Genomic DNA, 12,009 nt, shown 5'->3' on the forward strand with positions numbered 1-12,009 from the left:
ACGAAGGGATTCGAACCCTCGAGACGGTTTCCCGCCTACTCCCTTAGCAGGGGAGCGCCTTCGACCACTCGGCCACGTCTCCGCCGACCCGTTTAGAGGTCCCGGGAAGGGGAAACAAGGGCTTTTTGTCTGTCTTTGGTCAGGTTCCAATTGATGCCTTAACGGTGGGGCGCCTGGGCCGTCATGCAACGGGAAAACTCCCTGGAAGCGTGGGTGTTAGGTGACACACATTCTTGCAGTGAAGCCGGGAGAGGCCGTCCATAGGCGGGCTTGTCCGGGCAGGCCTTGTAAACAAGGGGAATGAGGGGCATCGAGCGCCCTGCGGGGCCGATTGGAGGTTGTCATTCAGTAAGTGCAGAAAACGGCCTTCAGGGCGCTATTGTGAGCGGCGAGGCGCGACGGAGCGTTGATCAGTGATCCGCCCGGAACGTCAATGAAACAAGGGATTTGGAGCCGAAATGAAGCCTGTGCGGGCATCGTGCGTCCCGTGGGAACATGCAAATGGCGTTGCATGTTCGGATTTCCATTTGCATGTTCGGGAATTCGCTGCGGTATCAACGTCTTAATGGGTTCGTACTGCTGGCATGCCGTAAGCCGAACATGCAAACGATTTTCGCCATTCCGATGTGTTCGCCAGCGGTCATCACATGCTGAGGATGACAGCAGATCGCATCCTGAGAGCGTCAGAGCACCACTTCCGGTGGCTCGACGCCCGTCTATGTGGTGGCGATTGACCATGGTACAGTGTGTCGGGATTGCGTGAAATCAGGGGCTTGGCAGGATGTATAGCAGGCGAATTGACCGGGGATCGGTGGGCGCGAAATGGCGCGGAGATCAAACACGCGAGGAAAAACAAGAGCTTGAAGTGATCGAGCGACGGTTGGAGCTCAAATATGCGTCCATCGAAGAGCTTTTGGCCAAGAAGAAGGTGCTGATGCGCCGGGCCATCGAACGCGGTAGGCGTGAGGCCCGGCGCTGCCGTTAGCAGGTGTAATCGAACTCGTACTGGGTCCTCATGACAAGACGCCCGTCCGTGGGTCTGCATCCAATGTTTGCTAAGTATGCCGTTGCGGCCGGCCGGAACTCGTGTTCCTCGATCAAGTCTTTCTTGGCCAAACCGAACGTCACTCCGTCTCGGAACCCTGCTGCGTGAATTCTATCAAACGGCGCGATGATCATCATTTTCTTCAAGTCTTTGTTGTCAAAAACCCGCCATGTTTCACCAAGAATTGCATAATCCTTGTAGTCCACGTCCTGATAGACTGTCATCGCGTGCTTGATGCCTTGTTGCGTCTGGGCGCTGCACCCTGCGAGCAACGCGAAAATCAACAGTTGGGCAGATACCTTCATAAATAACTCCTTGGTACAGATTAAAATTTATCGATTGCCGCACGTATCCGGCCATGGACCTGCAGCGTGTTGGCGTCCGTGCCCATGACCTGCAACGGTGGATAGGCGGAGTTGTCAGCCCTTCTTCTGCGCCACCCATTGGCGGATGGCCTGAAGCTCGACGTTGTCGAGATCCGCGAGGCTGCTGCTGCCGAAGGCTTCCAGCGCGCGGGCGCGGTAGAGGTCGGGATCGCCGAGCTGCCTGCAGCGGGCCTTGATGAAGCGGATCGCGTCCGTGCGGAAGTTCGGATCGCGGTCGGGCGCCCCAGCCATGCTTTGAACCCGGCCGGTCTGGGTGCGCAGCCATTTCATCGCGGCGGGGACCTGGTCGGGGCGCAGCTCGTGGTAGCTGTTGACCTTCATCTTGCGGTTCAGGGCTGACCAGGCGGCCTGGTATGACATGCTGCCGGGTTCGAGGGCGTTGCAGGCATCGACGTAGCGGGTGACCTTGTCCTTGATCCGGGCCTTCTGGGCGGCGTCAATAGTGCCATTGGCCGTCTGGACGATCACACGCGATTTGGGCGCGTGGTTCACGGTCAAGTTGATGTCGCCGGCGACGATGTTGCCGGATGCGATGTTTCCGGTACCGGTGAAGCTGACCACGTTCGACACCGTCGGCGCCGATGAGACACCATCGCCTGACTGGGGTTTCGTCCGTGCCATCAGGTTTATGATCGCCTGTTTTGGATCGTTGCCGTCTGCCATTCACATACTCCTTATTATTTATGCACTTGCGACCAGTCGGAAAATCCTTGGCATCGCTTTCTGCCCTTCGGCTTGCATCATTCGATAAGCTTGGATGATCAGCCCGGCCTTGACCTCAGCCGAGGCGACGCGACCGAGGCTGTCGAGACCCTCCTCGATCGTCTCGATTGCGAGGACAAGTCGATCCTCGTCGATCTCGGACGAGGCTTGCGGCACCTGGGACCGCTTGGCCTCAATCTGGACCTTGCCCTCGGGCCCGTTGATCACCCAATCTGCTCCGCTGTCAGGAAAGTTCGCTAGGCTTGCAGCTGGCATCATGCTGCCCTCGCCAGTCACCAACCAAGTCAGATCGACACCGGTTGCATCACGGTACTTACGCAGCATCACGGCATCAGGGACCCGATCACCTCGCTCATAGTTCCCAATTGTCGCCTTACTAATCCCCGACATGTTGGCGAAACGCTCGCGATCACCGCCGCAGACCACCTCGCGGGCCACCTTAAGCCTTTCAGCTAAATCAGTTTTTGGCTCGGAGGGCCGCCTTCCCATAAAAATACTCGTTAATCCACGAGCGGGGTTTACTAAATCCCATTCGTAGATTATCCCTATCTTGTGCCCCGGCCTAGCGGCTGGCGCTGTTGTTCCGAAACCCTCAGCAAAAGGCGGGTGTTTGCAGCACCCGCCCCATACTGGAGACGCCCCATGAGCGATAAGTCCCCGCCCCAGATGGATTGGCCCGGCATCGTTGCCGAGTTGCACCGCCAGGGAATGACCCTGACCGAACTTGCGCGGCGCAACGGTCTGCCCGAAGGCGCCTGCCGCAAGGTTCCGTCGCAGGGCCATTACAAGGCCCAGCAGGTCATTGCCGAGTTCCTCGGGCTTAAGCCCGAGGCGCTGTGGCCGGATCGCTATCCCAAGGGAAAGCCTCGCATTCTGGATACCAAGAAGTTCCCGCCGGTGGCGAGTCAAAAAGACGATGCCCGCGCTGACAAGCGCCGGGTGGCCTGAAGGCGAATTCGTCCAGGCTGGACGCCGATCCTGACACTCCAGACACCCTTTCGAGCAGCACGTGACCCATGGCGCGGTATCGCGATCCCCTCACCAAGGACCTGTTCAGCTGGCAACCGCCAAAGGTGGGCGTGGGCTACAGCGAGGATGTCATCGGACGGGGCCGTCTGGACAACAAGATCGCCCGGCTGATCGCCCAGGCGCTGCGGGATGCCCGTGACGACGGCCAGAGCCGGGCGGATATCGCCCGCGCCCTGAGTGCATACCTGGGCCGCAGCGTGTCTGAGGCGATGCTGAACAAGTGGTCCTCGGAAGGGTCGGAGGAGCACCGGATCCCGCTCGATGCGTTCATCGGGCTGGTCCACGCCACGGGAGCCAGGGATCTGCTGGGGTTCGTCCCCGGCGAGTTCGGGCTGACCGTCATCGAGAACCAATACGCCGAGCTGATCGAGGAGCGGCTGTTGGACGATCACATCGAGGAAATGCAGGCGCGCAAGCAGGTGCTGAGCGCGCGACGTAAATCCCGCCGCTGAGGGGCTGGTCCCCTTGGCATGGCTGGCAGGCAGGAGGTCTGCAGATGGAAGTCAAGAACGAATGGGCCGGGATATTCTCCTGGCGCGCCCGGGTGCCGGGCGCAGGTGACGAGGCATTGCCGATGTTGGCGGTCTGCACGGTGCCGGATGTTGCGCTGGCCGGACAGATCGAGGACGTCGATGTCGCGGATGCCTACACCAGCTGGCTGTGGTTCACGGATCGCGCCACATGGCGCGCGGCGTGGCGCATGGCGCGGATGATCAGCCGGGGCATCACGCTGGACCGGGAATTGGCCTGGCTGGCCGGGGAATGCACGGCCGCGGCCTGCCTGTCCGGGCATCACGTGGAGGGGGTGGCGTGATGGCGGCTCCGTTTTGCGCCCTGCGCCCCGAGCTGCGCGAGCTGTTGACCGAGACGCGGACCGCTCTGGCGGATGCGCGGCGGGCAATGGAGACGTTGCCTTCGCAAAAGGCCGAGCGTGTCCTGTTCGCCCGTCACATCGTGGCGCTCCGCCGGATTACCGGACTTACTCAGGACGAGTTTGCCAGTGTGGCACGCCTCCACCTGGATGCCCTTGTGAAGTACGAGAACGGTGCGCGCATGCCGCACCCGAAGACCTTCCAGAAGATCCTGGAAGGCGCTGTTCGACACCTCAAGCAGATGCACGAGGTGACGTCATGATCCTCGATCTTCTCGTTTGGTTGTTCATCGCCCTGGGCCTGATCCTTGCCGTGATGCAGGCGCTGGTGGTCGTCTTCTGCCTGTCTTGCGCGCTGCGCTGGATGTGGGAGGACCTGATCGCCCCGGTGTTCGACTTCGGAGGGCGCCACTCATGACCCTCTCCGTTATTGCACAGTTCGTCGAGGATCTCTTCCTTGCCACGTTGATTGCCTTCTGGATCGTGTGCGGCGTCGCGCTGGCGGTACATGTCCTGCGCTGCGTCTTCGACCCGAACTACCCGGGAGCGCGGAAATGAACCGGGCAGATATCGTCCTGCGCGCCCATGCCATGGCCATGACACTGACCGACCGCGAACGCATCGCGCTGGGTGCGGCGTTGGTCCAGACGGTGCTGCACCCCGCCCGCGCGCCGGAGGTTCTGCTGGCGGCGCATCATATCACAGAACATGGCGAGGCGCTGCTGGATGCAGACTTTTCCGGTGCCGGGCGGTTGGACGCCCGGCTGATCACGAACATCTCGGGCGGGGCCGGAACGGGCACCACTCACGGAACCATCGAGCGCATGGTCCTGTCCGAGATCCCCGCCCCCCGGAGTGACGGGGCGATGCGGGGAGCCCCGGGCCGCTCTCCCTCCTCCTCCCTGAGAGCGGCCTGGGCACGTATCCGCGCCGCAAATGACGCGATCGAGGATGGCTGGTGGGGACATGTTTTGGCGGGGCTGTGCTTTGCCATCGTGGCCATCGGGCTGATGTTCCTTCCGCTGGTTCAGCCTGCCTTTGAAGGGGTTTGGAAATGACCGCGCGCGAGAGGTTGGACGAGGTCCGGCTGATGGTCCGGGCGCGACGTGAGCGCCGGGCGCTTTGGGCGGAGGCGGCTATGCGCCAGGACGGCCCTGCCGTGCAGGACCACCGGCGCGTGATGCGCGCGCAGGAGGACATGATCCTGACCTACCTGGAGCAGATGGAGCAGAACGGCACGCTGGCGCTGGCCGTGCAGGCAATGCCTGCGGGGGTGACCAATGGCTGACCGTTTCATCGCGCAGGCGGATGACGGCTACGTCATCAAGGATCGGGGGACGGGCGAGGTCGTATCCCGGCATGGATCCATTGCCGCGGCGGCCGCAGTGCTGCGCGAAGCGGTGAAGAAGGAGACGCGCAAGCAGCGCCCCTGCATTACCTGCGGCACCCTGTTCTGGTCGGAAGGGGCACACAACCGGATGTGCAACCCGTGCAGAGGCCGGAGCGCCGACGGGCCGTATCAGATCGGGCATCGCCGCGCCCGGATCGGAGTGCGCGCATGAACGCCGCATCGGCCATCAAGAGCGCCCGTTTGCAGCGTGTGCTGAAGGTCCTTTCCGACGGGAAGGAACACTCCTCGTTCGACTTGGTGCTGCGGGCAAAGACGCCCGCGCCCGGCACCTGCGTATCCGAGCTGCGCGCGAACGGCGCGCTGATCGACTGCACCCGCAAGAAGGGGCCGAACGGCCCGGTCTGGTACTACAAAATGACAAAGGCACCGAAGTCGTGAAAGAGCCCCGCTTGATGGTCAAGGAAATGGTCGCCGTGGCCGATGTGGATGCCAGCCAGCGTCTGCGCCCGGTGAGTGCTGCCGGTGTCGAGAGCCTGATGGCCTCGATCGCCGAGGTGGGCGTGATGAAAGACGCGATCCATGTCCGGCAGCGCAAGGATGGAAAGCTGGTCCTGATCGCCGGGGGGCACCGTCTGGAGGCGGCGAAGCGCCTGGGCTGGGCCGAGATCGAGGCCAAGGTCTGGACCGATGTCACCGACGACTGGGCCCGGCTGATGGAGATCGACGACAACCTGGCCGGTGCCGAGATGAACGCGCTGGATACGGCGGTGTTCCTGGCCGAGCGCAAGCGGGTCTACGAGAAGCTGCATCCGGAGACCATGGCCGGAGCTTTCAAAGGCAACCAGCACACCGGAAAGCTGGCGGCGGACATGATGTCCTTCGCCACTTCCACCGCCGAGAAGTTCGGCCTGACGGACCGGCATGTGCGGCGGATGATCGCCGCAGGCAGTGCTTTGGAAGCTGAAGAGGTGAAGCTGCTGCGCAGCGCGCCGAAGGCGGTCACACTGGCCGATCTGACCGTGCTGGCAAAGATCGGTGACATGGCCGAACGGCGGTCCGTGGTCATAAAGATGTTCGGTGGTAAGGCCAAATCCGCCGGAGCCGCGCGCGCCGAGTTGGCCCACGAGGAAGGCCGCAGCATCAAGGCCCCTCTGTCGCAGGATGAGAAAGGCTATCAGGCGATCTTCACGGCGTGGATGCGCGGCTCGACCGTGGCCCGGCGCCGGTTCCTCGACGAATGCGGCGACGAGATCCGCCGCCTGCTGCCCGACGCCAATCGTGAGGCCGGCGCGGAATGACCCAGGCACAACCCGACAAGGAATGGTGGACGGCTGCGGAGATCGCCGCTGCCAGGCTGCCGGATCTGCCGCGCAGCCGGCAAGGCGTCGATGCTCACGCCAAGCGGGAGGGTTGGGCCTTTGACGCGGCTCTCGCCCGCCCCCGGCAGGGACGCGGTGGCGGCTGGGAATACAGCTGGCGGCTGTTGCCCATCCGGGCGCAGCGCGCGTTGATCGGAGAGGCTACTACAATCCAAGTGACGCCGGCCCGGCCGGATCGGGACGAAATCTGGACTTGGTTCGACACGCTGCCAGAGACGACGAAAGACAAGGCCAAGCGCAACCTGCGCATCATCCAGGAAGTCGAGGCACTGACGCCAGCCGTGACCAAGGCGATGGCAGCCAGGATGATCGCCCGCCAAGTCGGCCGCTCCGAACGTACGATCTGGAACCTGTTTGCGCGCATCGACGGGGTGGCGGTGGCCGACCGACTGCCCTACCTGGCACCCCGCCATCAGGCCAAGACGCCGACAGGCGTAAAGTCGAAGGCATCGCAGGAGTTCTTCGACTGGCTCAAGGCGGACTACCTGCGCGAGGATGGCCCCCTTTTCCGCCCATGCTGGCGCGACGTCGTGAAGGTCTGCAAAGCCAAGGGGCTCGACTATCTCGAAGAGCAGACGGCGCGCCGCTGGATGGACGAAACCGTGCCGCGCGTCGTGCAGGTCTTCGCTCGTCAGGGTGAGGAAGGCCTGCGCCAGTGCTTTCCCGCCCAGATACGGGATCGCAGCGGCATGGTGGCCATGGAGATGGTCAATGCGGACTGCCACAAGATCGACGTCTTCGTGCACTGGCCGGGCATCAAGGACCCGGTCCGTCCGCAGATCATCATGATCCAGGACGTGATGTCCGGAAAGATGTTGTCCTGGGCGATTGACCTCAATCCCAACAAGGTCGCCGTCATGCAGGCTTTCATGCGGCTGTTCCGGACCTACGGTCTGCCGAAGGGTTGCTTGTTCGATAACGGCATGGAGTTCGCAAACAAGGACGTCTCCGGTGGCGCCAAGCACCGTTTCCGTTTCAAGATCTCGAACGAGGAACCGATGGGTGTTCTGGCGATGATGGGGATCGACGTGCGTTTCGCCCGTCCCGCCCGGGGCCAGTCGAAGCCGGTCGAGCGCGGCTTTCGGGACTTCACAATCGACATTGCCCGGGATCCGCGTTTCGCGGGTGCCTATACCGGCCCGAATGTGCTCGCAAAGCCCGCCAACTACATGTCGCGTGCGATCGACCTGGAAGAGTTCATCCGGGTGGTTGACGAGCGTATCCACGAGCACAATGCGCGCGAGGGCCGGACGTCCGACGTGGCCGCGGGCCGCAGCCTCGACGAAACCTTCGCCGCGAGCTTTGAGCGGACCCCGATCCGCAAGCCGACCGAGGAGCAGCTGCGGTTGTGCCTGATGGCGCAATACAAGCGCAAGCTGGATGCCAAGAACGGTCAGATCACGTTGTTCAAGAACGCCTACTGGGCGGAATGGATGAGCGAGATGGCTGGCGAATGGGTTACCGCGCGGTTCAACCCAGAGGACCTTCACGAGGGCGCCAATATCTACAGCATGAAGGGGGAGTTCCTGGGCTACGCGCCCTGCCGCCAGAAATCACCGTTCCAGGACATCGCATCCGCCAAGGCTGCGGGTCGGGATGAGGCGCAGCGGCGCAAGAAGTATCGCGCGTTGCTGAAGGAGCAGCGACCGGTTTCCATCCAGGAGTTCGCGGCTCAGCTCGATGCCGTGCCGAAGCCGGTCGAACGGGTGCCTGACACACCTGTGGTCCAGCTGGATCGCCTGGCGCAGATCGAGCAGCGCCGCAAGGGTGGCCTCTTGCAGCGTCCGCTGCCGGCGCCAGACGAGAATGCAGATCAGCGGATCAAGGACTTCACGGTGGAGCGCGAGAAGCGCCGTGCGGACCAACCGGAGCCACCCGCGCAGGCGGCATTCGCCGACCTGTTCTGGCAGGCGCTGGACATCGAGCGACGCTCGATAGCCGGGGAGCAGGTTTCGGAGCGCGAGGCAGAATTTCTGACACGGATGCGCCAGCTGCCCGAGTACCGGGCCAAGCGCAAGGCCTACGACAAATTCGGGGCGCAAGCCATCGGATGACGACCCCGCCGGGGCACAAGCCGCCGGCGCAACCAGAGACGGAGAGGACAATGGACGGAGCAGGAGATTTCGACCGGATGACCACAGTCATGCCGCTGCGCAACGTGATGCTGCTGGCAGAACTTATCGAGCGCGTGCGGTCGCGGGACCCGGACCTGCCGGGGATGGCATGCTTCTCCGGGCCGAGCGGCCTGGGCAAAACGAAAGCCGCGGCCTGGAGCGCCAACGAGTACGGATGCTACCACGTGGAGATCAAGGAAAGCTGGAGCGTCAAGAAGTTCGCGTCGAAGATCGTGGAATGCATGGGCATGACACCCAAGGGCACGATTGGCGACCTGGTGGACCTGGCGGGCGAGGAGTTGGCCAAGTCGGCCCGTCCGTTGCTGCTGGATGAGGCCCATCTGCTGGTGCGGCCCAAGATGATGGGTGTCGTATACGATATCTATGAAAGCTCGGCGGGCGGGACTGTCGTTCTGATTGGCGAGGAGATGCTTCCCCAGGCCATCGCGCGCTGGGAGCGGGTCCACAACCGCATGCTGGACTGGGTGCAGGCACAACCTTGCGACCTGCGCGAGGTCGGGCTGCTGGCGCGCCTGAAATGCCCGACCCTGACCTTGTCCGACGACGTGCTGCAGGTGGTGCTGGAGCGGTCGCAGGCCCGCGCGCGCCGTATCGTGGTGAACTTGCGCCAGATCTCCGAACATGCGCTGAAGATCGACAAGCGCGAACTTGGTCTGGCGGACATCGACAAGGTCCGGTTCTTCACCGGTGAGGCCCCTCGTCCGCGAGGCAACATCTGATGACCACCCGGAAGACGAGCGGGCGCAGACCCGCGAATGCAGGCACGCCGATCCGCCAGGACATCTGGAACGCGATCCGCCGCAAGGATGCGCCGTTCACGGTGACCGAAGTCTCCGCCGAGACAGGTGCGGCACGCAAGACCATCCACGACTATCTCGGGTGCCTGGCGGCGGGAGGATACGTCCTTCACACCCCTGCCGGCACCCGCGGCCAGCCAGCGGAATACACCATGTTGCGCGACACGGGGCATCACGCTCCGCGCCTGCGGCGTGATGGCAGCGAGGTCCAGCAGGGCCGGGCCACCGAGCAGCTCTGGCGCAGCATGATCATCCTGAAGCGGTTCACGTTCCGCGACCTGATCCAGACCGCCACGATCAATATCCCGGAAGCGACCGCTTCTGCCTATTGCCGCGATCTGCTGGCCGCAGGCTACCTGCGCGTCCTGCGCAAGGCTGAACCGAAGAAGGGCGGGATCGCGGAATATGTGCTGATCCGCCATTCCGGGCCCCGTTCTCCGCAGGTTCAGCGGATCAAGCAGGTCTATGACCCGAATACCGGCGAGGTCTTCGCGGCGGAGAACAAGGCATGAGCGGGCCAATGGAAACCGCCCGCGCGGCTTGGGGCGATGAAATCCCGTCGTGGGTCGAGCTCCTGGCACTGGAATGCCAGGCATCGAGCCAGAACAAGGTGGCGGGGCGCATGAAGCGCTCGCCGGCGCTGGTCTCGACCGTCCTCAGCCGGAAGTACAAGGGCGACATGTGCGCGGTCGAAGAGATCGTGCGCAGTACCTTCGAGGCGTCCAGCGTCGACTGCCCCGTGATGGGTCCCATTGCCTCGAGCGCCTGCCGCGACTGGCAGGAGAAGGCCGCCAAGTTTTCGAACGTGAACAGCCTTCGGCTTCGCATGTTCCGGGCGTGCAACCGCTGCCCGCGTCACACCACCACCGAAGAGAAGGGAGCCAACCATGGCTGAAGAAATACCCCTTACCGAAGCGCGTATGCTGACGCTGAGCGCCAGCGCAGCGGCCAAGGTCGCCCACCAGGGCGTGCGCGGCGCGACCCTCGTTACCGTCGATGAGATCGTCGCGCTGACTTGCCTCGCAGCCTGCGCGGGCCTGATCCGGGCCGAAGGACGTGTTGCCGAGCAGGCCCGCTCGGTTCTCAACATCAAGATCGCAGAAGGAACCCATCCATGAATGAGCAACCCCGTGTCGCAATTTCGTCTGGCATCATCGAGAAGAACGGTGAGCGCTACATGGCTGACGCCCAGGGGCGTTTGACACCAGTCGAATTGATCAAGCCACAGGACCAGCTGATGGACGACATGGTCCGCAAGATCGTTGCTTATGGGCAGGATCTGAGCGACCAGGTCCGCCGCTTCAAAGAGCACTGCTTTGAGGACGTCGCAGGTTTCATCGCCATACTCGACCAGGAATACAACCAGACGCGCGGTGGCAAGAAGGGCAACATGACCTTCACCAGCTATGACGGCTGTCTGAAGGTTACCGTCCAGGTCGCGGACAACATCGAGTTCGGCCCGGAGCTGCAGATTGCGAAAGAACTGCTCGACGAGTGTCTGACCGAGTGGAGTGCCGATGCACGGCCCGAACTCCGCGCCATCGTCACCCGGGCCTTCAACACCGACAAGCCCGGTCAGGTGAACCGGGCCGAGATTTTCATGTTGCTGCGCCTCGACATCGAGGACGCACGCTGGCAGCGCGCGATGCAGGCCATCCGTGACGCGATGCGTGTCGTGGGCTCGAAATCCTATGTGCGCTGCTACCGCCGCGGCAGCGCCGAGGCAGAGTGGCAGGCGATCACCATCGACATGGCGAGGGCGTGATGGGTATCCAGATCGAAACCACGATTTACGGTGGGACGATCGGCCGGGCCTTGGCCAACGATCCCGAAGAGTTGGCCTACGCCCTCGCCGAGATGTCACGCGATGATGCGACGTTGCTCGGCACCGAAATCGTCGCGTCTGCCCCCTACGGATCTTGTGATCGGATTGTTACCTTTCTGCGCGGCTTGGCGGATGCAATCGAGGCGGAGGGCGGTCAATGACCGTCGTCCTTATCTCATCCACGCAGCGCTTTCAGCGCACCCTCTGCCTGCGCCTTGAAAACGCCTGTGCTGTCCTTGGCCAATCGGCTTTCCAGTTCTGCGATCAATTCTTGGCGGGTAACTCCGTCCTGTTTCTCGAAGAACTCAAGGACAACGATGGCGAGGTATTGGGGCCACATGCTCTCGTAGACCTCCCAGGTCTTGGCGAGAAACTTGTCCACCGGCTTTTCCTTCATCGAATTCGTCCTCTCAGGTTCCGATGGGCGGGCGACAGGTGCCGGAGAGCGTTGCACCGCTCTCCGGCACC

Annotated in this window: 23 protein-coding genes; 19 read left to right on the forward strand and 4 right to left on the reverse strand. The window is 62.9% G+C overall.

Going from position 1 to position 12,009, the window contains the following annotated elements; genetic code table 11:
* Nucleotides 1-781: 781 nt before the first annotated feature.
* Nucleotides 782-985, forward strand: a complete 204-nt coding sequence (locus ACEQXV_RS16915) for a hypothetical protein (protein WP_370270126.1) — start codon at nucleotides 782-784, stop codon at nucleotides 983-985.
* Here the strand turns inward: ACEQXV_RS16915 and ACEQXV_RS16920 are convergent.
* The 3 genes from ACEQXV_RS16920 to ACEQXV_RS16930 all read right to left on the reverse strand — a co-directional run bounded on the left by ACEQXV_RS16920 (nucleotide 982) and on the right by ACEQXV_RS16930 (nucleotide 2,592).
* Nucleotides 982-1,350, reverse strand: coding sequence for a hypothetical protein (locus tag ACEQXV_RS16920; protein ID WP_370270127.1), 369 nt, complete (start codon nucleotides 1,348-1,350; stop codon nucleotides 982-984). The genes ACEQXV_RS16915 and ACEQXV_RS16920 overlap by 4 nt on opposite strands.
* A 114-nt stretch (nucleotides 1,351-1,464) precedes the next feature.
* Nucleotides 1,465-2,094, reverse strand: coding sequence for a hypothetical protein (locus tag ACEQXV_RS16925; RefSeq protein ID WP_370270128.1), 630 nt, complete (start codon nucleotides 2,092-2,094; stop codon nucleotides 1,465-1,467).
* Nucleotides 2,095-2,112: 18 nt separating this feature from the next.
* Nucleotides 2,113-2,592: a helix-turn-helix domain-containing protein gene (locus ACEQXV_RS16930; RefSeq protein ID WP_370270130.1), complete on the reverse strand. Its 480-nt coding sequence runs from the start codon at nucleotides 2,590-2,592 to the stop codon at nucleotides 2,113-2,115.
* Nucleotides 2,593-2,796: 204 nt separating this feature from the next.
* Here ACEQXV_RS16930 and ACEQXV_RS16935 point away from each other — a divergent pair, with 204 nt between their 5' ends.
* The 18 genes from ACEQXV_RS16935 to ACEQXV_RS17020 all read left to right on the forward strand — a co-directional run bounded on the left by ACEQXV_RS16935 (nucleotide 2,797) and on the right by ACEQXV_RS17020 (nucleotide 11,702).
* Nucleotides 2,797-3,102 carry a helix-turn-helix domain-containing protein gene (locus tag ACEQXV_RS16935; protein ID WP_370270132.1) on the forward strand — a complete coding sequence of 102 codons (306 nt, stop codon included), beginning with the start codon at nucleotides 2,797-2,799 and terminating at the stop codon, nucleotides 3,100-3,102.
* 68 nt (nucleotides 3,103-3,170) lie between these two features.
* A complete protein-coding gene (locus ACEQXV_RS16940; protein ID WP_370270134.1) occupies nucleotides 3,171-3,635 on the forward strand; it encodes a hypothetical protein in 465 nt (154 codons plus the stop codon).
* Between the two features lie 44 nt (nucleotides 3,636-3,679).
* Nucleotides 3,680-3,997, forward strand: a complete 318-nt coding sequence (locus ACEQXV_RS16945; protein ID WP_370270136.1) for a hypothetical protein — start codon at nucleotides 3,680-3,682, stop codon at nucleotides 3,995-3,997.
* The gene (locus tag ACEQXV_RS16950; RefSeq protein ID WP_370270138.1) at nucleotides 3,997-4,317 is read left to right on the forward strand and encodes a helix-turn-helix domain-containing protein; all 321 of its coding nucleotides are present in this window, start codon (nucleotides 3,997-3,999) and stop codon (nucleotides 4,315-4,317) included. The genes ACEQXV_RS16945 and ACEQXV_RS16950 overlap by 1 nt, the downstream gene beginning before the upstream one ends.
* Nucleotides 4,314-4,472, forward strand: a complete 159-nt coding sequence (locus tag ACEQXV_RS16955) for a hypothetical protein (RefSeq protein WP_370270140.1) — start codon at nucleotides 4,314-4,316, stop codon at nucleotides 4,470-4,472. The genes ACEQXV_RS16950 and ACEQXV_RS16955 overlap by 4 nt, the downstream gene beginning before the upstream one ends.
* The gene (locus ACEQXV_RS16960; RefSeq protein ID WP_370270141.1) at nucleotides 4,469-4,612 is read left to right on the forward strand and encodes a hypothetical protein; all 144 of its coding nucleotides are present in this window, start codon (nucleotides 4,469-4,471) and stop codon (nucleotides 4,610-4,612) included. Before ACEQXV_RS16955 ends, ACEQXV_RS16960 begins: the two co-directional genes overlap by 4 nt.
* Nucleotides 4,609-5,112 (forward strand): hypothetical protein, encoded by a 504-nt coding sequence (locus ACEQXV_RS16965; RefSeq protein WP_370270142.1) that lies wholly within the window; start codon nucleotides 4,609-4,611, stop codon nucleotides 5,110-5,112. Before ACEQXV_RS16960 ends, ACEQXV_RS16965 begins: the two co-directional genes overlap by 4 nt.
* Nucleotides 5,109-5,342 carry a hypothetical protein gene (locus ACEQXV_RS16970; RefSeq protein ID WP_370270144.1) on the forward strand — a complete coding sequence of 78 codons (234 nt, stop codon included), beginning with the start codon at nucleotides 5,109-5,111 and terminating at the stop codon, nucleotides 5,340-5,342. Before ACEQXV_RS16965 ends, ACEQXV_RS16970 begins: the two co-directional genes overlap by 4 nt.
* Nucleotides 5,335-5,616, forward strand: a complete 282-nt coding sequence (locus ACEQXV_RS16975) for a hypothetical protein (RefSeq protein ID WP_370270145.1) — start codon at nucleotides 5,335-5,337, stop codon at nucleotides 5,614-5,616. Before ACEQXV_RS16970 ends, ACEQXV_RS16975 begins: the two co-directional genes overlap by 8 nt.
* Nucleotides 5,613-5,843 (forward strand): hypothetical protein, encoded by a 231-nt coding sequence (locus tag ACEQXV_RS16980; protein WP_370270146.1) that lies wholly within the window; start codon nucleotides 5,613-5,615, stop codon nucleotides 5,841-5,843. Before ACEQXV_RS16975 ends, ACEQXV_RS16980 begins: the two co-directional genes overlap by 4 nt.
* The gene (locus ACEQXV_RS16985) at nucleotides 5,840-6,703 is read left to right on the forward strand and encodes a ParB/RepB/Spo0J family partition protein (protein WP_370270147.1); all 864 of its coding nucleotides are present in this window, start codon (nucleotides 5,840-5,842) and stop codon (nucleotides 6,701-6,703) included. Before ACEQXV_RS16980 ends, ACEQXV_RS16985 begins: the two co-directional genes overlap by 4 nt.
* Complete coding sequence (locus ACEQXV_RS16990; RefSeq protein ID WP_370270149.1) at nucleotides 6,700-8,838, forward strand: transposase domain-containing protein; 2,139 nt, start codon at nucleotides 6,700-6,702, stop codon at nucleotides 8,836-8,838. Before ACEQXV_RS16985 ends, ACEQXV_RS16990 begins: the two co-directional genes overlap by 4 nt.
* 50 nt (nucleotides 8,839-8,888) lie before the next feature.
* Nucleotides 8,889-9,638: an AAA family ATPase gene (locus ACEQXV_RS16995; RefSeq protein WP_370270150.1), complete on the forward strand. Its 750-nt coding sequence runs from the start codon at nucleotides 8,889-8,891 to the stop codon at nucleotides 9,636-9,638.
* Nucleotides 9,638-10,228: a hypothetical protein gene (locus tag ACEQXV_RS17000; protein ID WP_370270152.1), complete on the forward strand. Its 591-nt coding sequence runs from the start codon at nucleotides 9,638-9,640 to the stop codon at nucleotides 10,226-10,228. Before ACEQXV_RS16995 ends, ACEQXV_RS17000 begins: the two co-directional genes overlap by 1 nt.
* Nucleotides 10,225-10,611, forward strand: a complete 387-nt coding sequence (locus ACEQXV_RS17005; protein WP_370270153.1) for a hypothetical protein — start codon at nucleotides 10,225-10,227, stop codon at nucleotides 10,609-10,611. The genes ACEQXV_RS17000 and ACEQXV_RS17005 overlap by 4 nt, the downstream gene beginning before the upstream one ends.
* Nucleotides 10,604-10,834 (forward strand): hypothetical protein, encoded by a 231-nt coding sequence (locus ACEQXV_RS17010; RefSeq protein ID WP_370270154.1) that lies wholly within the window; start codon nucleotides 10,604-10,606, stop codon nucleotides 10,832-10,834. Before ACEQXV_RS17005 ends, ACEQXV_RS17010 begins: the two co-directional genes overlap by 8 nt.
* Nucleotides 10,831-11,481 carry a DUF3164 family protein gene (locus tag ACEQXV_RS17015; protein WP_370270155.1) on the forward strand — a complete coding sequence of 217 codons (651 nt, stop codon included), beginning with the start codon at nucleotides 10,831-10,833 and terminating at the stop codon, nucleotides 11,479-11,481. The genes ACEQXV_RS17010 and ACEQXV_RS17015 overlap by 4 nt, the downstream gene beginning before the upstream one ends.
* Nucleotides 11,481-11,702 carry a hypothetical protein gene (locus ACEQXV_RS17020; RefSeq protein WP_370270157.1) on the forward strand — a complete coding sequence of 74 codons (222 nt, stop codon included), beginning with the start codon at nucleotides 11,481-11,483 and terminating at the stop codon, nucleotides 11,700-11,702. Before ACEQXV_RS17015 ends, ACEQXV_RS17020 begins: the two co-directional genes overlap by 1 nt.
* Nucleotides 11,703-11,716: 14 nt before the next feature.
* Here the strand turns inward: ACEQXV_RS17020 and ACEQXV_RS17025 are convergent.
* Nucleotides 11,717-12,009: hypothetical protein (locus ACEQXV_RS17025; protein ID WP_372526086.1), on the reverse strand; the 293-nt coding region annotated here is incomplete at its 5' end.

This window comes from Nioella sp., assembly GCF_964229645.1.
Taxonomy (GTDB): domain Bacteria; phylum Pseudomonadota; class Alphaproteobacteria; order Rhodobacterales; family Rhodobacteraceae; genus Nioella.